The organism is Pseudomonas fluorescens (assembly GCF_902497995.1).
GTDB lineage: Bacteria > Pseudomonadota > Gammaproteobacteria > Pseudomonadales > Pseudomonadaceae > Aquipseudomonas > Aquipseudomonas fluorescens_BK.
In genome coordinates this window covers 16,473-35,313 of sequence record NZ_CABVII010000020.1, presented here as the reverse complement: position 1 = coordinate 35,313, position 18,841 = coordinate 16,473, and the positions used below count along the sequence as shown (strand labels likewise).

Annotated in this window: 16 protein-coding genes; 4 read left to right on the top strand and 12 right to left on the bottom strand. The window is 59.6% G+C overall.

The annotated features are described in order from the left end of the window. Positions 1-4: 4 nt before the first annotated feature. The 7 genes from greA to grpE form a co-directional block, all read right to left on the bottom strand. Positions 5-481, bottom strand: coding sequence for a transcription elongation factor GreA (greA, locus tag F8N80_RS21915; RefSeq protein WP_150745450.1), 477 nt, complete (start codon positions 479-481; stop codon positions 5-7). Beyond that, positions 478-3,699, bottom strand: a complete 3,222-nt coding sequence (gene carB, locus F8N80_RS21910) for a carbamoyl-phosphate synthase large subunit (RefSeq protein WP_150745449.1) — start codon at positions 3,697-3,699, stop codon at positions 478-480. Before carB ends, greA begins: the two co-directional genes overlap by 4 nt. A 117-nt stretch (positions 3,700-3,816) precedes the next feature. Continuing rightward, complete coding sequence (carA, locus tag F8N80_RS21905) at positions 3,817-4,953, bottom strand: glutamine-hydrolyzing carbamoyl-phosphate synthase small subunit (RefSeq protein ID WP_150745448.1); 1,137 nt, start codon at positions 4,951-4,953, stop codon at positions 3,817-3,819. Positions 4,954-5,212: 259 nt separating this feature from the next. Further along, a complete protein-coding gene (gene dapB / locus F8N80_RS21900) occupies positions 5,213-6,016 on the bottom strand; it encodes a 4-hydroxy-tetrahydrodipicolinate reductase (RefSeq protein ID WP_150784690.1) in 804 nt (267 codons plus the stop codon). Between the two features lie 10 nt (positions 6,017-6,026). Next, positions 6,027-7,151 carry a molecular chaperone DnaJ gene (dnaJ, locus tag F8N80_RS21895; RefSeq protein WP_150745446.1) on the bottom strand — a complete coding sequence of 375 codons (1,125 nt, stop codon included), beginning with the start codon at positions 7,149-7,151 and terminating at the stop codon, positions 6,027-6,029. Between the two features lie 298 nt (positions 7,152-7,449). Next, positions 7,450-9,366, bottom strand: coding sequence for a molecular chaperone DnaK (gene dnaK, locus F8N80_RS21890; RefSeq protein ID WP_150745445.1), 1,917 nt, complete (start codon positions 9,364-9,366; stop codon positions 7,450-7,452). Between the two features lie 102 nt (positions 9,367-9,468). Then, positions 9,469-10,032: a nucleotide exchange factor GrpE gene (gene grpE, locus F8N80_RS21885; protein ID WP_150745444.1), complete on the bottom strand. Its 564-nt coding sequence runs from the start codon at positions 10,030-10,032 to the stop codon at positions 9,469-9,471. A 241-nt stretch (positions 10,033-10,273) separates the two neighbouring features. Between grpE and recN the strand changes: the two genes are divergently transcribed. Further along, a complete protein-coding gene (gene recN / locus F8N80_RS21880) occupies positions 10,274-11,947 on the top strand; it encodes a DNA repair protein RecN (protein WP_150784689.1) in 1,674 nt (557 codons plus the stop codon). 76 nt (positions 11,948-12,023) lie between these two features. Here recN and fur read toward each other — a convergent pair whose 3' ends face one another. Further along, positions 12,024-12,428, bottom strand: a complete 405-nt coding sequence (fur, locus tag F8N80_RS21875; protein WP_064679800.1) for a ferric iron uptake transcriptional regulator — start codon at positions 12,426-12,428, stop codon at positions 12,024-12,026. Between the two features lie 97 nt (positions 12,429-12,525). Between fur and F8N80_RS21870 the strand changes: the two genes are divergently transcribed. Further along, positions 12,526-13,059: an outer membrane protein assembly factor BamE gene (locus F8N80_RS21870; protein WP_150784688.1), complete on the top strand. Its 534-nt coding sequence runs from the start codon at positions 12,526-12,528 to the stop codon at positions 13,057-13,059. A 61-nt stretch (positions 13,060-13,120) separates the two neighbouring features. Here F8N80_RS21870 and F8N80_RS21865 read toward each other — a convergent pair whose 3' ends face one another. From F8N80_RS21865 to F8N80_RS21855, 3 genes are read right to left on the bottom strand one after another with little or no spacing between them, the layout of a single operon-like run. Further along, positions 13,121-13,435 carry an RnfH family protein gene (locus tag F8N80_RS21865; protein WP_150745441.1) on the bottom strand — a complete coding sequence of 105 codons (315 nt, stop codon included), beginning with the start codon at positions 13,433-13,435 and terminating at the stop codon, positions 13,121-13,123. Further along, complete coding sequence (locus tag F8N80_RS21860; RefSeq protein WP_150745440.1) at positions 13,428-13,862, bottom strand: type II toxin-antitoxin system RatA family toxin; 435 nt, start codon at positions 13,860-13,862, stop codon at positions 13,428-13,430. The genes F8N80_RS21865 and F8N80_RS21860 overlap by 8 nt, the downstream gene beginning before the upstream one ends. A 7-nt stretch (positions 13,863-13,869) precedes the next feature. After that, positions 13,870-15,273: a sodium-dependent transporter gene (locus F8N80_RS21855; RefSeq protein WP_150784687.1), complete on the bottom strand. Its 1,404-nt coding sequence runs from the start codon at positions 15,271-15,273 to the stop codon at positions 13,870-13,872. A 118-nt stretch (positions 15,274-15,391) separates the two neighbouring features. On the opposite strand from F8N80_RS21855, the gene smpB reads away from it, so the two are divergent. Then, complete coding sequence (gene smpB, locus F8N80_RS21850; RefSeq protein ID WP_007900551.1) at positions 15,392-15,874, top strand: SsrA-binding protein SmpB; 483 nt, start codon at positions 15,392-15,394, stop codon at positions 15,872-15,874. Between the two features lie 146 nt (positions 15,875-16,020). Here smpB and F8N80_RS21845 read toward each other — a convergent pair whose 3' ends face one another. Further along, complete coding sequence (locus tag F8N80_RS21845; protein ID WP_150784686.1) at positions 16,021-16,788, bottom strand: GntR family transcriptional regulator; 768 nt, start codon at positions 16,786-16,788, stop codon at positions 16,021-16,023. Positions 16,789-17,050: 262 nt separating this feature from the next. On the opposite strand from F8N80_RS21845, the gene F8N80_RS21840 reads away from it, so the two are divergent. Further along, positions 17,051-18,745, top strand: a complete 1,695-nt coding sequence (locus F8N80_RS21840; RefSeq protein ID WP_150745437.1) for a lactate permease LctP family transporter — start codon at positions 17,051-17,053, stop codon at positions 18,743-18,745. Positions 18,746-18,841: the final 96 nt, after the last annotated feature.

Genomic DNA, 18,841 nt, shown 5'->3' with positions numbered 1-18,841 from the left:
TCTTTCAGATGTGACGAACTTCGACAATCTCATACTCGATAACGCCACCAGGCGTTTTGACGGCAACCACATCACCCTCTTCCTTGGCGATCAAGGCGCGGGCCAATGGCGAGCCCACCGAAATCTTGCCGAGCTTGAAGTCAGCCTCATCCTCACCCACGATGTGGTAAGTGACGCGTTCATCAGTCTCGACATTGGCGATTTCAACGGTGGTGCCGAAAATCACTTTGCCGGTATGAGCAATGGACGTGACATCGATGATGACCTGGTTCTGAATCCGGCCCTCGATGTCACGAATCCGCGCCTCGACCATGCCCTGCTGCTCACGGGCAGCGTGGTATTCGGCGTTTTCCTTCAAGTCACCCAACTCGCGGGCCGTACCGATGTCCTGGCTGAGCTTCGGACGGACGACCTTGGTCAGGTGGGCGTGTTCTTCTTCCAGGGCTTTGGCGCCCTGGACGGTCATTGGGTATTTGATCATGCCTTCAATCCTGCGTGTAGATCCTGCAAGCGGCGCACGGTCTTCTCGGGACCGAACTTAAGCGCTTCGCAGATGGCTTCGCCAGCAGCAATAGTCGTGGTGCAGTAGATCTTGTGCTGCAGGGCATTGCGACGAATGGAGTACGAGTCAGCGATCGACTGACGGCCTTCGGTGGTGTTGATGATCAAGGTGACTTCGTCGTTCTTGATCATGTCGACCACGTGCGGACGCCCTTCGGTCACCTTGTTCACACGACGCACTTTCAGGCCTGCGGCTTCGATCAGCCTGGCAGTACCGGCAGTGGCGACCACATCGAAACCCAAGCTGATCAGATCACGGGCCACGCCTGCAACCAGTGGCTTGTCGTCGTCACGTACGCTGATGAACGCGGTACCGCCGGTCGGAAGCACTTCGCTGGCGCCCATCTGAGCCTTGGCGAATGCTTCACCGAAGGTGTCGCCGACGCCCATCACTTCACCGGTGGACTTCATCTCCGGGCCCAGGATCGGGTCCACGCCAGGGAACTTGGCGAATGGGAACACCGCCTCCTTCACGCTGTAGAAGTTCGGGATGATTTCCTTGGTGAAGCCGATTTCCTTCAGGGTTTTACCGGCCATCACGCGAGCCGCGATCATTGCCAGGGAAACACCGATGCACTTGGACACGAACGGTACGGTCCGGGAAGCGCGCGGGTTGACTTCGATGACGTAGATGTCTTCGCCTTGCAGCGCCAACTGAACGTTCATCAGGCCGACCACGCCCAGTTCCAGGGCCATTTTCTTGACCTGTTCACGCATCTCGTCCTGGATGTGCGCAGGCAGCGAGTATGGCGGCAGGGAGCACGCGGAGTCACCGGAGTGAACACCGGCCTGCTCGATGTGCTGCATGATCGCGCCGATCACCACGTCGGTGCCGTCGCAGACCGCATCCACGTCCATTTCGATGGCGCAGTTGAGGAAGTGGTCCAGCAGCACCGGGCTGTCGTTGGACACTTTCACTGCATCGCGCAGGTAGCGCTTGAGTTCTTCTTCTTCGTAGACGATTTCCATCGCACGGCCGCCCAGTACGTAGGACGGACGCACCACCAGCGGGTAACCGATCTTGCTGGCCGCACGGATCGCTTCGTCTTCGCTGCGCACGGTGGCGTTTGGCGGCTGACGCAGGTTCAGGCGCTCGACCATCTGCTGGAAGCGCTCACGGTCTTCGGCACGGTCGATGGCGTCAGGGCTGGTGCCGATGATCGGCACGCCGGCTTCTTCCAGGGCACGGGCCAGTTTCAGCGGGGTTTGGCCGCCGTACTGGACGATCACGCCTTTTGGCTTCTCGACGCGGCAGATTTCCAGCACGTCTTCCAGGGTCACTGGTTCGAAGTACAGGCGATCGGAGGTGTCGTAGTCGGTGGAAACGGTTTCCGGGTTGCAGTTGACCATGATGGTCTCGTAACCGTCTTCGCGCAGGGCCAGTGCCGCGTGTACGCAGCAGTAGTCGAACTCGATGCCCTGGCCGATACGGTTTGGACCGCCGCCGAGGATCATGATCTTGTCGCGGCCCGACGGCGCGGCTTCGCACTCTTCCTCGTAAGTCGAGTACATGTAAGCGGTATCGGTGGCGAACTCGGCCGCGCAGGTGTCAACGCGCTTGTAGACCGGGTATACCTCGAGCTTGTGGCGGTGGCGACGCAGGCTCTTCTCGGTCACGCCCAGCAGCTTGGCCAGACGCATGTCGGAGAAGCCCTTGCGCTTGAGCTTGAACATCATGTCGCGGTCGATGCTGGACAGGCCCAGGGTCTTGACCTTCTCTTCTTCCTTGATCAGATCTTCGATCTGCACCAGGAACCACGGGTCGATCATGTTCATGCCGAAGATGTCTTCGACCGACAGGCCGGCGCGGAAGGCGTCAGCCACGTACCAGATGCGCTCGGCACCCGGCACGGTCAGTTCGCGCTTGAGGATGCTCATGCTTTCCGGGTTGCCCAGGTCGAGCTTCTCGTCCAGGCCGCAAACGCCCACTTCCAGGCCGCGCAGGGCTTTCTGCAGGGATTCCTGGAAAGTCCGGCCGATGGCCATGACTTCACCGACCGACTTCATTTGCGTGGTCAGGCGTGCGTCGGCTTTCGGGAATTTCTCGAAAGCGAAGCGTGGCAGCTTGGTCACGACATAGTCGATCGACGGCTCGAAGGACGCAGGAGTAGCGCCGCCGGTGATTTCGTTCTGCAACTCGTCCAGGGTGTAGCCGATCGCCAGCTTGGCAGCGATACGCGCAATCGGGAAACCAGTGGCTTTCGAAGCCAGTGCCGAAGAGCGGGATACACGCGGGTTCATCTCGATCACGACCATACGGCCAGTGTCCGGGCAGATGCCAAACTGAACGTTGGAGCCGCCGGTTTCAACGCCGATCTCACGCAGTACCGCCAACGAGGCGTTACGCATGATCTGGTATTCCTTGTCCGTCAGGGTCTGTGCCGGAGCAACGGTGATCGAGTCACCGGTGTGCACGCCCATCGGGTCAAAGTTTTCGATCGAGCAAACGATGATGCAGTTGTCCTTCTTATCGCGGACAACCTCCATCTCGTACTCTTTCCAGCCGATCAGCGATTCGTCGATCAGCAGCTCTTTGGTCGGCGACAGGTCCAGACCACGGGCACAGATCTCTTCGAACTCTTCACGGTTGTAAGCAATACCGCCACCGGTGCCGCCCATGGTGAAGGACGGACGAATGATGCACGGGAAGCCGAGCTTTTCGAGGACCGCGTTGGCCTCTTCCATGCTATGGGCGATACCGGAGCGCGGGCAATCCAGGCCGATGGACTTCATCGCCTTGTCGAAGCGCGAACGGTCTTCAGCCTTGTCGATGGTGTCAGCGTTGGCGCCGATCATCTCTACGCCGAACTTCTCCAGAACGCCTTCGCGCTCCAGGTCCAGGGCGCAGTTCAGAGCGGTCTGGCCGCCCATGGTCGGCAGCAGCGCGTCCGGACGCTCTTTCTCGATGATCTTGGCAACGGTCTGCCACTTGATCGGCTCGATGTAGGTGGCGTCGGCCATGTCCGGGTCGGTCATGATGGTGGCCGGGTTGGAGTTCACCAGGATGACGCGGTAACCCTCCTCGCGCAGGGCTTTGCAGGCCTGGGCGCCGGAGTAGTCGAATTCGCAGGCCTGGCCGATCACGATCGGGCCAGCGCCGAGAATCAGGATGCTTTTAATGTCTGTACGTTTTGGCATGGGTTGTCACTCAAATCCGCAGGTCAGTCGGCAAGCCGTCTTGTTCAATCTGTGAAGGCTCGAGGGGGTCACCGGTGCCGGGACCGCCCTCAAGCTTTGCCGCATCAAGGCGAGCGATCAGCGTCGCTTGGCCATTTCGTTGATGAAGCGATCGAACAATGGCGCTACGTCGTTCGGGCCAGGGCTGGCTTCAGGGTGACCCTGGAAGCTGAAGGCGCTCTTGCCGGTAAGCTCGATGCCTTGCAGGGTGCCGTCGAACAGCGATTTGTGGATCGCGCGGACATTGCCTGGCAGGGTGGCCTCGTCTACCGCAAAACCGTGGTTCTGACTGGTGATCATCACTACACCGCTGTCCAGGTCCTGGACCGGGTGGTTGGCGCCGTGGTGGCCGTGCCCCATTTTCAGGGTCTTGGCGCCGGAGGCCAGGGCCAGCAGCTGGTGACCGAGGCAGATACCGAAGACCGGGATATCGGTTTCCAGCACGTCCTTGATCGCCTGGATCGCGTAGTCGCATGGCTCGGGATCGCCAGGGCCGTTGGACAGGAACACGCCATCGGGATTGAGCGCCAATGCGTCAGCCGCTGGCGTTTGCGCTGGCACCACGGTCACGCGGCAACCGCGCGCGACCAGCATGCGCAGGATGTTCAGCTTGACGCCGTAGTCGTAGGCAACCACGTGGTAGGGCAGCTCGGAGGCTTCAATGGTCGCGTGGCTGTCGGTTTTCAGATCCCAGACAGTCGAGCGCCATTCGTATTGCTCTTTGGTGCTGACGACTTTCGCCAGGTCCATGCCTTTCAGGCCAGGGAAGCCTTGCGCTGCGGCAATGGCCGCTTCTTCGGAAATGTTGTCACCGGCCATGATGCAGCCGTTCTGCGCGCCTTTCTCACGCAGGATGCGCGTCAGGCGGCGGGTGTCGATACCGGCGATTGCCACCACATTGTTGGCTTTCAGGTAGTCGGACAGCGACAGCTTGTTACGCCAGTTGCTCGCAACCAGCGGCAGGTCACGGATGACCAGGCCAGCGGACCAGACGCGATCGGACTCGGCGTCTTCCGGCGTGGTGCCGGTATTGCCGATGTGCGGGTAAGTCAGGGTAACGATCTGTTGGGCGTAGGAAGGATCGGTAAGGATTTCCTGATAGCCGGTCATGGCGGTGTTGAACACCACCTCACCAACGGTTTGACCGTCGGCTCCAATGGCTTCGCCGCGAAAAATGCTGCCATCAGCAAGGGCGAGTATGGCTGGCTTAGTCAAGAAGACCTCCCGTAAATAAAGCCTGAAAGGGCGATCGCAGGTTGTAAAAAAGCGGAGTGACGTATGGACACGTCACCCCGCTTTTTCACCGAATAATTCTGCGCGCTTTTAGTGGACACACTAAAGCTGTAGCTTACAGAAAAAGGCATTTTTGGTCTACCGCCAATGAGCCCTAAAGGCCGGAGAATGCGACAGGATGTCGCTTGGCGGGATAAAACCGGGCCCAAACACTTGGCTTGAACCCGATTTCGGGCGCATCTTAACGCAGATCGAGCACGTCTTGCATGTCGTAAAGGCCTGGCCCACGCCCGTCCAGCCACAAAGCCGCACGTACCGCGCCCTTGGCGAAGGTCATGCGACTGGAAGCCTTGTGCGTGATCTCGACTCGCTCACCGTCGGCGGCGAACAGCACGGTGTGATCACCGACGATGTCACCGGCACGCACCGTGGCGAAGCCGATGGTTTCGCGAGCACGGGCTCCGGTCTGACCTTCGCGACCGTACACCGCCACGTCCTTCAGGTTGCGACCCAACGCATCGGCAATCACTTCGCCCATGCGCACGGCAGTCCCCGACGGCGCATCGACTTTATGCCGATGGTGGGCTTCGGTGATTTCGATATCGACGTCATCACCCAGCACACGGGCAGCGGTGTCGAGCAGCTTCAGGCACAGGTTGACGCCGACACTGAAGTTGGCCGCGAAGACGATCGGAATATCCTTGCCCGCTTCGGCCAGCAATTGCTTCTCTTCAACACTGAAGCCAGTGGTGCCGATGATCATCGACTTACCGTGCTTGCGACAGAACGCGAGGTTCTTCAGGGTCACCGTCGGGTGCGTGAAGTCGATCAGCACGTCGAACTCGTCGACCACCCGATCCAGATCACCGGACAGTGGCACGCCGATCCGACCGAGCGCCGCCAGCTCGCCGGCGTCGGCACCGACCAGGGTGCTGTCCGGACGATCCACCGCCGCCGTCAGACCGGCACCCGGCGTGTGCTGCACCGCCTCGATCAGGGTTTTGCCCATGCGCCCGGCGGCGCCCATCACTGCAATACGTCGCATGCCTGTCTCCTTACAAATCGCCGAAGAAGCGCTTTACGCCTTCGAACCAACCAGTGGTTTTCGGCGAATGACTGTTATCGTCCGCCAGCGAGCGACGGAATTCTTCCAGCAGTTCGCGCTGGCGACGCCCCAGGTTGACCGGGGTTTCGACCGCCACGCGACACATCAGGTCACCGGCACCGCCGCCACGCACTGGCGCGACGCCTTTGCCGCGGACACGGAACTGCTTGCCGGTCTGGGTGCCCTCGGGGATCTTCAGCTTGACCCGACCATCGAGGGTCGGAATCTCCAGCTCGCCACCCAGCGCCGCATCGACAAAGCTGATCGGCACTTCGCAGAACAGGTGTTTGCCGTCACGCTGGAAGATGGCGTGCTCGCGCACATTGATCACCACGTAGAGGTCGCCGGTCGGGCCACCCTGCGCACCCGCCTCGCCTTCGCCGGACAGGCGAATGCGGTCACCGGTATCGACGCCGGCCGGCACTTTCACCGAGAGCGTCTTGTACTCTTCGACACGGCCTTCGCCCTGGCAGGAATCGCACGGATCGGAAATGATCTTGCCCTGGCCATGGCAGCGCGGGCAAGCCTGCTGCACCGAGAAGAAGCCCTGCTGCATGCGGACCTGGCCAATACCGCCACAGGTCGGACATGTGACAGGCGCAGAGCCTTTCTTGGCCCCCGAACCGTCGCACGGCTTGCAGTTGACCAGTGTCGGAACGCGGATATTCACGGTAGTACCGCGTACCGCTTCTTCCAGGTTCAGCTCCAGGGTGTAGCGCAGGTCGCTGCCGCGCTGAGCGCCGCCACGGGAACCGCCGCGACCGCCACCGAAGAAGTCACTGAAGACATCACCGAAGATGTCGGAGAAGTTCTGGCCGCCAAACCCGGCACCGCCGCCGCCCATGCTCGGATCGACACCGGCATGGCCGTACTGGTCGTACGCCGCGCGCTTGCTGGAATCGGACAGTACTTCGTAGGCCTCGTTGGCCTCCTTGAACATCTCTTCCGACGCTTTGTCATCGGGATTACGGTCCGGGTGGTGCTTCATCGCCAGGCGACGGTAGGCCTTTTTCAGGTCCGCTTCGCTTGAACCGCGCTCAACACCCAATACTTCGTAATAGTCACGCTTTGCCATAAGTCTTTGCACTCTTAAGGACGTTCGGCAAACCCCTCCTGAGCCTCGCCAAACTCGTTGAGCCCCAATACAGGCCCGGACCCAACTCACGTCAATTCAACGATCCTGGTCTTTGATTCAATACGGTACTTGCGGCTCGAAAAGCAGGAGCATTCCCGGCCATACCCTCAGCACCCGAGCGGTTGTCGCATGCTGTAAAAATTCGCTAACTCCAGACACGCCAACGCGGGAGCAAGCTCCCGCGCGGCGACATCCTACCAGTCACCGCCTGAAGGCAGTCAACCGGGCGACCAACAACTTACTTGTGGTCTTTGACTTCTTCGAACTCGGCATCGACGACGTCGTCGGCTTTTTCAGCTTTTTCGTCTTTCGGTGCCGCGCCTTCAGCCGGCTGAGCCTGTTCGGCGTACATTTTCTGAGCCACTGGCGCGGAGACCTTGGACAGCTCTTCAACCTTGGCGTCGATCGCCGCCTTGTCGTCGCCTTTGATGGCGGTTTCCAGGGCAACGAGTGCAGCTTCGATTGCAGTCTTCTCTTCAGCGCTCACTTTGTCGCCGGCATCAGCGACCATTTTGCGCGTCGAGTGAACCAGGGCGTCGCCCTGGTTGCGGGCGCTGGCCAGCTCTTCGAACTTGCGGTCTTCTTCAGCGTTCACTTCAGCATCACGAACCATCTGCTGAATTTCTTCCTCGGACAGACCGGAGTTGGCCTTGATCACGATCGACTGAGTCTTGCCGGTGGCCTTGTCTTTCGCGCCGACGTGCAAGATGCCGTTGGCGTCGATGTCGAAGGTCACTTCGATTTGTGGCACGCCACGTGGCGCTGGTGGAATCTCGGCCAGGTCGAACTTGCCCAGGGACTTGTTCTGTGCGGCTTGCTTGCGCTCGCCTTGCAGCACGTGAATGGTCACTGCGCCCTGGTTGTCGTCGGCAGTCGAGAACACTTGCGATTTCTTGGTAGGAATCGTGGTGTTTTTCTCGATCAGCGCAGTCATCACGCCACCCATGGTTTCGATACCCAGGGTCAGCGGGCTGACGTCGAGCAGCAGGACGTCTTTCACGTCGCCGGCCAATACGGCGCCCTGGATAGCAGCACCCATGGCAACGGCTTCGTCCGGGTTCACGTCTTTACGTGCTTCTTTACCGAAGAATTCGGTCACCAGCTTTTGAACCAGTGGCATACGGGTCTGGCCGCCGACCAGGATCACGTCATTGATGGCGCCAATGTCGATGCCAGAGTCTTTCAGAGCGATGCGGCAAGGTTCGATGGTGCGTTGAACCAGGTCTTCTACCAGCGCTTCGAGCTTGGCGCGGGAGATTTTCACGTTCAAGTGCTTAGGACCGGTGGCGTCTGCAGTGATGTACGGCAGGTTCACGTCGGTCGACATGCTCGAGGACAGTTCGATCTTGGCTTTTTCAGCGGATTCTTTCAGGCGCTGCATGGCCAGCGGGTCACCCTTGAGGTTCATGCCGCTTTCTTTCTTGAATTCGTCAACGAGGTAGTCGATCAGACGAATGTCAAAGTCTTCACCGCCCAGGAAGGTGTCGCCGTTGGTGGCCAACACTTCGAACTGGTGCTCACCATCGACTTCAGCGATTTCGATCACGGAAACGTCGAAAGTACCGCCGCCCAAGTCGTAAACGATCACGGTGTGATCGCCCTTCGCCTTGTCCATACCGTAAGCCAGAGCGGCTGCGGTTGGTTCGTTGATGATACGTTTTACGTCCAGACCTGCGATGCGGCCGGCGTCTTTGGTGGCTTGACGCTGGCTGTCGTTGAAGTAGGCCGGAACGGTGATCACCGCTTCGGTCACTGGCTCGCCGAGGTAGTCTTCGGCGGTCTTCTTCATTTTCTTCAGAATTTCAGCCGAGATTTGTGGCGGCGACATTTTCTGGCCGTTCACTTCAACCCACGCGTCGCCGTTGTCAGCCTTGGCGATTTTGTACGGGACCATCTGGATGTCTTTCTGTACGACTTCTTCGTCGAAACGACGACCGATCAGACGCTTCACCGCGTACAGGGTGTTGTGCGGATTGGTCACTGCCTGACGCTTGGCGGACTGGCCCACCAGGATTTCGCCATCGTTGGCGTAAGCGATGATCGACGGCGTGGTGCGCGCGCCTTCAGCGTTTTCAATAACTTTGGCCTTGCCGTTTTCCAGCACGGAGACGCAGGAGTTGGTAGTCCCCAGGTCGATACCGATAATTTTGCCCATGTTCACTCTCCCGAAACTTTTGATTTGGATGCCGCAGCAGTGGTGGCTAACTGCGGTAGCACTTAAACGCTTGACTTCTAAATGGGGGCCTTGCGGCTGATTTCAAGCCTGCTCGTCAATAGAAGGCGAAACCGGCGCAGGGGCCTTGCTGACCACAACCATGGCCGGGCGCAGCAGACGACCGTTGAGCTGATAGCCCTTCTGGAACACCTTGAGCACGCTGTTTGGCTCGACGTCCGCGCTTTCCTGCATGGCCATTGCCTGATGTTGCGATGCGTTGAAGGGCTCGCCTTCAGGATCGATCACTTCCAGCTGATAACGCTTCAGGGTGTCCTGGAACATTTTCAGGGTCAGCTCGATCCCTTCGCGCATCGGCCGAATGTTTTCGTCCTCAGGGTTGGACAACTCCAGGCCGCGCTCGAGGCTGTCGATAATCGGCAGCAGGTCACTGGCGAATTTCTCCAGCGCAAACTTGTGGGCTTTTTCCACATCCTGTTCGGCGCGGCGGCGGACGTTCTGCAGATCAGCTGCTACACGCAAGGCCTGATCATGGGCGCCAGCCAATTGCTCTTCGAGCACTTGTACGCGAGCCGCCAGCTCATCACCCTCCTGGGCAGCCTGTTCGGCGTCTAGGTTTTGCGTATCCACTGTCTGTTCGTCAGCCATAGATTTCTCCTTTCAATATCGTCCGCGAGCTCAACTCGCGCTTCTGCCCCGGTATATGGGGCCGCAAAATCGGGCTTCAAGGGGCGCCGATTGATTAACCCCACAAAAAACAGCTGCATTGTCATTCCCCGGCGCACTAAGGATTTCGTCGGATCAAGCAAATAGAGCTAAGGAGGGGCATTGTCAGGCAGAATAAAAACACTGTATAAATAACCAGACCTAAAGCCTGGGAGCGGTCTTTATGCTGGTCCACCTGTCCGTACACAACTACGCCATCGTTGAACATCTCGATCTCGAACTCGATCGCGGGATGAGCGTGATCACAGGGGAAACCGGTGCCGGCAAGTCGATCATGCTCGACGCCCTGGGCCTGACCCTGGGCGATCGCGCCGACAGTGGCGTGGTCCGTCCCGGTGCCGACAAGGCTGATATCCTGGCCACCTTTGACCTGGCCGACATTCCGCAAGCCATTGCCTGGCTGGCCGAACGCGACCTCGAGAGCGATGGTCCATGCATCCTGCGTCGGGTGATCACGGCCGAAGGGCGTTCCCGCGGCTATATCAACGGCACGCCCTGCCCGCTCGGCGATCTCAAGGCCCTGGGCGAGTTGCTGATCGACATCCACAGCCAGCACGAACACCAATCCTTGCTCAAGACCGACACCCACCGCCGCCTGCTCGACGAGTACGCCGGCGCGACGGACCTTGCCCGCCAGGTGCAACTGGCCGCCCAACGCTGGCGCCAGACCCGCCAGGAACTGGATCGCCTGTCCAACTCCGGTGACGAGCAGCGCGCCCGCCACCAGCTGCTCAGTTATCAACTCGAAGAGCTGGAAAACCTGGGCCTCGGTGAAAACGAGCTGGAGCATCTGGAACAGGAGCATAAAAACCTGACCAACGCCGAAACGCTGCTGGGCATCTGCCGGCAAGTGGTCGAACAATGCAGCGAAAGTGATTCCGGCAATGTGCTGAACGCGCTCACCGCCAGCCTCAACCGCCTGTCGAGCGTGAACAACTCGATCGGCGCCCTGGGTGAAGCCAGCGACCTGCTGACCAGTGCGCAGATCCAGGTCGAGGAAGCCGTGGGCGAACTGAACCGCTTCCTCGATAACTTCGATGCCGATCCGGCGCGCCTTCAGTATCTGGAAGAACGTCTCGACGCGATTTACACCATGGCCCGCAAACATCGCATTCAACCGAGCGAGGTCGCGCAGATGCAACAGCGACTGCTGGATGAAATCGAAAACCTGAATGCCAACGACGAATCCATCGAACGGCTGAGCGATGAGCTGGCATCCTACGCCCGTCATTATCAGGAGAAAGCCCGGGAACTGAGCGACCTGCGCCATCAAGCCTCAAACAGCCTGGCAGTCGCCGTGGAGCAGGAAATCCAGCGACTGGGCATGCCGGGTGGTCGCTTCACCATCGAACTGCGCCCCAACAGCAGCGATGAATTGCTGCCCAATGGTCTCGAGCAGGTCGAACTGCTGGTGAGCGCCAACCCCGGGCAACCGCTCAAAGCCCTGGCAAAAGTGGCCTCCGGCGGTGAGCTGTCACGGATCAGCCTGGCGATTCAGGTGATCACCGCGCAAACCTCTCGGGTCCCGACGCTGGTATTCGACGAAGTGGACGTGGGCATCGGCGGCCCAACCGCCGAGATTGTCGGCCAGTTGCTGCGGCGACTGGGGGAGCGTGGGCAGGTTCTGACGGTCACTCACTTGCCACAAGTGGCGGCACAGGGTCATCAGCATCTATTCGTGCACAAGGTGCGCGGCGAAGACGCCACTCGCACTGCCGTTTCGAAATTGAGCATGAATGCTCGTGTCGAAGAAGTGGCGCGGATGCTGGGCGGCATCGACCTCACCCAGGAGTCCTTGGCTCACGCGAAAAAGATGGTCGTTACCGCGAAGATTTAACAAACGGCAGACAGCACGAAGGCGACCCTGGGGTCGCCTTCGTTCGTTTCGCGAACTTCAAGCTCGCGCGACATGCTTACTTTTTCTTGCGCACGTACAGTACAAGGTTGTGATCAACCATCTCGAAGCCATACTTGTCGACGATTGCCTTCTGCAGCCGCTCGATTTCTTCATCGAAGAATTCGATCACTTCGCTTGTCTCGACATTGACCATATGGTCGTGATGCTTGCCGTCATCCAGCTCGAAGACCGCATGGCCTCCGTCGAAGTTGTGCCGCACCACAAGGCCAGCTGCCTCGAACTGGGTCAGAACACGGTAAACCGTGGCCAGACCGACGTCCTCACCAGCTTCCATCAGCGCCTTGTAGACGTCCTCGGCGCTCATGTGGCGTTGCGCGGCGGAGTCGAGCATTTGCAGAATCTTGACCCGTGGAAGGGTCACTTTGAGGCCGGCTTTGCGTAGTTCGCTATTTTCAACCATGGTCAGCTTTCTCGCGATGCTGCTTCGCAGCTTCTCTTAATGCGGGTATGATCGGCGTTTACGTTGTCCCAGCCAAGATAGTGGAAGTCGCCCACCGATGCAAAACACCAAGCTCTTGCTAACCAGTTTCACCTTTGTGGGACTGCTCGCACTCGCCGGTTGTTCATTCCCCGGGGTTTACAAAATCGACATCCAGCAGGGCAATGTCGTCACGCAGGACATGATAGACCAGTTACGCCCGGGAATGACCCGTCGGCAAGTACGGTTTATCATGGGCAACCCTCTGCTGACTGACACGTTCCATGCCGATCGCTGGGATTATCTGTACAGCCTGCAAGCTGGTGGCGGTGAACGCCAACAGGAACGCATTAGCATTATCTTCAACCCAAATGACCAACTTGTCAGCCTCTCTGGTGATTTCATGCCGGGCATGAGCCGAGACGAGGCCATTCTCGGCAAGGACAGCGGCACCAACGTGACCGCGCCGGCAGAACATGTCGAGAAGCCGAAGCCGAAACCGGAAAAACCGGTCAAGCCAGGTTCGTTGCTGGATCAGATCCAGAAGGACGTCGACGGCGTAGAAGCCGTTCCGGTCCCGACTCCGCAGCCTCTGGAAACCTCGCCGCAATAATGTGCGACGCCATAAAAAACCCGGCATGTCCGGGTTTTTTAATGCCTGGCGTTTATTCGCTTCACTGATTGCGCGCCTTGGCCTCGGCTGCCTTGGCGGCGCGCAGCCGCCGAACTTCTTTCGGATCGGCCAGCAGCGGCCGGTAAATCTCGATGCGATCCCCCGCCTGAACCGCCCGACTGTCCGGATCGAGGATCTGCTTCGCGAAAATCCCCACAGGACAATTGGCCAGATCCAGCTCTGCAAACACCTGGCCGATGCCCGATTTCTGCAAAGCCCCGCGCACTGTCGTCCCTGCAGGCACGGCCACAGCGAGAAGCACCTGACGATCAACGGCGGCATACACCACCTCGACCTCGATCACGGCCTCAACCATGTATCTGCTTGGCCCGCTGGCAGAACGCATCCACCAGCGTATTGGCTGCCTGATTGAACAACGGCCCCAAGGTGGCGCGGACGATCGGGCCGGCGTAATCGAACGACAGATCGAGGCTGATCTTGCAGGCCTTCTCGCCCAGCGGCTTGAACTCCCACACGCCGTGCAGCTGGTTGAACGGACCTTTCTCCAGATCCATTTCGATCGACTGACCAGGCACCAGGGTATTGCGCGTCACGAAATGCTGACTGAGCCCGCCCTTCGCTACGCCCACACTGGCACGCATGTGCTCGGGGGAGCTTTCCAGGACTTCGGCCGACGAGCACCACGGCAGGAATTCCGGATAACGCGCCACGTCGTTGACCAGGTCATACAGTGCTTGCGCGGGGTACGGCAGCAGGGCCGAACGTTGAATGTGTGTCGTCATGTCAGCGTCACTTCCACAGCTGGGCGGCAAACACTACAAGAATGCCGATGGGCGCCACATAGCGCATCAAGAACAGGGACAGGGTGAACAACATCGGGCTGCGGATCGACAACTCGTCGCGTACCGTTTCCCGACCCATCACCCATCCCGCAAACACCACGAAACATAAACCACCGAGTGGCAACATGATTCGTGAAGTGAAGAAATCGATCACACCGAAGAAGTCCAGGCCACCGGCCGCACCCCATTGATAGAGATGGAACATTCCGCCTTCGTTCACGAAAAACTTGGCTTGCTTCCAGATATTGAAGGAAAAGACCGTGCCCAGACCGACAAACCAGCAAGTGAATGCCAACAAGAACGTCACCCAGGCGCGACTGACTTTAGTGCGTTCAACCAGGTAAGCCACCATCGGTTCGAGCAGGGAAATCGCCGAACTCCAGGCGGCAATCGCCACCAGCACGAAGAACACTACGCCCATCAATTGGCCAAAGGCTACGTTGCCAAAGGCAAACGGCAAGCTGACGAACATCAGGCCCGGGCCCTCGCTCGGGTTCAGGCCGGCGGCAAACACAATCGGAAACAATGCCAGGCCAGCGACCAGGGAAACGAATGTATCCAGCAGCGCCACGCCGACGACGGTGCCGGAAATCGACGAGTCCTTCGGCATATAGGCACCGTAAATCATGATCGAACCAACGCCCACGCTCAGGGAAAAGAAGGCGTGCCCCATGGCCGGCAGCAAGCCGTCCAGGACTTTTTCCGGGTGGAAGTCGAACATGAAATGCACGCCTTCCATGAAATGGCCGGTGGTCATGCTGTAGCCCAGCAACACCAGAATCATCACGAACAGCAGCGGCATCATGATGCGCAGGCTGCGCTCAAGGCCGGCAACCACACCCTTGGCGATCACTATGGCGGACAGCAGCATGAAAATCGTGTGCCAAAGTGTCAGGCGCCATGGATCGGCAATCACATTGCCGAAATGCGCGCCAACCTGGTCAGCCGTCACACCCTGGAAATCACCTCGCCCCATGTCAATGATGTAGTCCAGCGACCAGCCGCCGACAACACTATAGAACGACAGGATCAGCAGCGCCGTGATCATCCCGGCGAAAGCCCCCCAGGACCACTTCGCCGAATGCCCCGCCTCCAGCGCCAACACCTTCAAGGCATTGGCCGGGCTCTGCCGGGCGCGACGACCGATCAGGGTTTCCGCCAGCATGACCGGCACACCGATCAGCGCGATACAGGCCAGGAACATCAGCACAAAGGCACCGCCGCCGTAGACGCCGACCATGTACGGGAATTTCCAGATACTACCCAGGCCCACGGCCGAACCGGTCGCGGCGAGTATGAAGACCCAGCGGCTAGCCCAACTGCCGTGGACAGAAACCTTGTCTGTCGACATCGTTATCACGCCCAAGCGTTCAAAAAAGAGGCCGCATTGTCCGGGATTCAATCAACCTGCTCAAGCACGTAGCGATACCGTAGCCGACTCGCGTGCAACTCCCTATAATGCCGCCCCTATGGCTAAACAGAAGAAACACCCAACAGGGACCATCGCGCAAAATAAAAAGGCGCGACACGATTACTTCATCGAGCATAAGTTCGAGGCTGGTCTGGTCCTGGCCGGCTGGGAAGTAAAAAGTCTGCGGGCAAGCAAGCTGCAACTGGTTGACAGTTATGTGCTGCTCAAGGATGGCGAAGCCTGGCTGCTTGGCAGCCATATTACGCCGCTGATGACCGCCAGCACCCACGTCATCGCCGATCCGACCCGCACCCGCAAATTGCTGCTCAACCGACGCGAGCTGGAAAAGCTGGCCGCTGCCGTGCAGCAAAAAGGCTACGCCTGCGTGTGCCTGTCCTGGTACTGGAGCAAGCACATGGTCAAGTGCGAGATCGCTCTGGGCAAGGGCAAGAAGGAATACGACAAGCGTGATACCGAACGCGAACGCGACGCCGGGCGCGAGTTGCAGCGTGCGGTGCGCAACAAGGGCAAGGAAGATTAATTTTCTTTCGTCTTGAGGTCCCCTTCGCGGGCAAGCCTCGCTCCTACAGGGTTCCGGGCTTGCCGCAAAAATATCGGCGTACACGGACCTTGTGGGAGCGGGCTTGCCCGCGAAGGCGATCGCACATTCACCACAGAACCCACTGACTACATCCCCTTGCGCCGCTCCGCCCGAGCCACCCGCTGCACTTCCTGACGCACCTCCTCCAGCACCTCCTGCACATACAAAATATGTCGGCTGGAGACTTCCCGCGCCTGCTCCGCCCTGCCTTCGATAATCGCCAGGTACAGCTCCCGATGCTGCGAAATCAGCATGTCGCGAGTTTCGGTGCGCTGCTTGTACATCCCGCCGATGTTGGTCACCACGTTGCGCTTGAGCAGATCGAACAGCCCGCGAATGGTGTGCAGCAACACCGCGTTGTGACTGGCTTCGGCGATCGCCAGGTGGAATTTCGCATCCGCGGCGCCCTCCTCCGCACGGCTCACATCGTCGTGACGCGTGTAGCAGTCCTGCAATTCGTTGAAAGCCGCCGTCAACCGTTCGCGATCAACCTCCGTGGCACGCAACGCCGCGTAATAGGCGCAGGACGCTTCCAGGGTGTGGCGAAACTCCAGCAGGTCGCGCTGGGCTTCAGGGTTGCTTTCCAGCAGATGCAGCAGCGGATCACTGAAGGTCGAGCCCAGCGACTCCACCACATAGTTGCCGCCACCCTGGCGACTGACCAGCAAGCCCTTGGCCGCCAGTTTCTGAATGGCTTCACGCAATGAAGGGCGCGACACGCCAAACTGCTCGGCCAACGTACGTTCGGCCGGCAGACGCTCGCCCGCCTTTAGCGTGCCCTCGAGGATCATCCCCTCGAGCCGCTCGACAATGTCGTCGGACAAACGGCGCTGACGAATCTGATCAAACCCCATAACTCACTTCTCCACGATCCCGGCAGCTCGCCGGGCCCTCTATTCTGGCCCATCAGCCCTGCGCCAGCACCTATCTGATTGCATTGGATCGACTGCGCCCGATGACCTGCGCACCGCGTATTCGACAAAAGTATCAGGGCGACAAATTGACACGCCGCCTACAAGGCTTTTACCCTAGCCAACAGCGATTGTAAATTGGTATTACCAATTAACCAAGACCGCTGACCAGTGCCTGACCAACAACAATTAGGGGTCACCCCATATGCAAACCTGGCAACAGCTCTATAGTCCGCTCGGCAGTCTCGGCCTTTCCGCGCTCGCGGCCGTCATCCCCATCGTGTTTTTCTTCCTGGCCCTGGCCGTGTTCCGCCTCAAAGGCCATGTGGCCGGCAGCATCACGCTGGCCTTGTCCATCGCAGTGGCTATCTTTGCTTTCCAGATGCCGGTCGATATGGCCTTCGCGGCTGCCGGCTACGGCTTCGCCTATGGCCTGTGGCCGATTGCCTGGATCATCGTCGCGGCGGTATTCCTCTACAAACTGACAGTCAAGAGCGGGCAGTTCGAAGTAATCCGCAGCTCGGTGCTGTCGATTACCGATGACCAGCGCCTGCAAGTGCTGTTGATCGGCTTCTGCTTCGGTGCGTTCCTGGAAGGTGCCGCCGGTTTCGGTGCGCCGGTGGCGATTACCGCCGCCCTCCTGGTAGGGCTGGGCTTCAACCCGCTGTACGCCGCCGGCCTGTGCCTGATCGCCAACACCGCACCGGTAGCCTTCGGCGCCCTGGGGATCCCGATCATCGTAGCCGGGCAAGTGACCGGCATCGACGCGTTCAAGATCGGCGCCATGACCGGCCGCCAATTGCCGCTGCTGTCGCTGTTCGTGCCGTTCTGGCTGGTGTTCATGATGGACGGCCTGCGCGGCGTGCGGGAAACCTGGCCGGCAGCGCTGGTCGCCGGCTTGAGCTTCGCCATCACTCAGTACTTCACCTCCAACTTCATTGGCCCGGAACTGCCGGACATCACCTCGGCCCTGGCCAGCCTGATTTCCCTGACCCTGTTCCTGAAAATCTGGCAACCGAAACGTGCCGCCGGCCAACATATCGTCGGTGCCGTCTCCGCTTCCGTGGTGAGCGCCAGCGCCGGCGGCTTCGGCCTGCCGCGCAGCACCGTTGCGTCACCCTACAGCTTCGGTGAAATCCTCAAGGCCTGGTCGCCGTTCCTGATCCTCACCGTGCTGGTCACCATCTGGACCCTGAAACCGTTCAAGGCGATGTTCGCCGCCGGCGGCTCGATGTACAGCTGGGTGTTCAACTTCGCGATCCCGCACCTTGATCAAATGGTGATCAAGGTCGCGCCGATCGTAACCGCCCCGACTGCCCTGCCGGCGGTGTTCAAGCTTGACCCGATTTCCGCGACCGGTACGGCGATCTTCTTCTCCGCGCTGATCTCGATGTGGGTACTGAAGATCAATCTCAGAACTGGTCTGACCACTTTGAAAGAAACCTTCTACGAGCTGCGCTGGCCGATTCTGTCCATCGGCATGGTGCTGGCGTTTGCCTTCGTCACCAACTACTCGGGCATGTCGTCGACCATGGCCCTGGTCCTGGCCGGCACCGGCGCGGCATTCCCGTTCTTCTCGCCGTTTCTCGGCTGGCTGGGCGTGTTCCTGACCGGTTCCGATACCTCGTCCAACGCACTGTTCAGTTCGCTGCAGGCGACCACCGCGCACCAGATCGGCGTGAGCGACACCCTGCTGGTGGCGGCCAACACCAGTGGCGGCGTGACCGGCAAGATGATCTCGCCGCAATCGATCGCCGTGGCATGCGCCGCGACCGGCCTGGTGGGCAAGGAATCGGACCTGTTCCGCTTCACCCTCAAGCACAGCCTGTTCTTCGCAACGATCGTCGGCCTGATCACCCTGGCTCAGGCCTACTGGTTCACCGGCATGCTGGTGCACTAAGCACTGCAACATAAAAAGCAAAAACCGACGCCGGACCAAGATTCCGGTGTCAGTTATTCACCACCCGGTCTGCAAGGCTGCTGAAAGCTTCCCTCT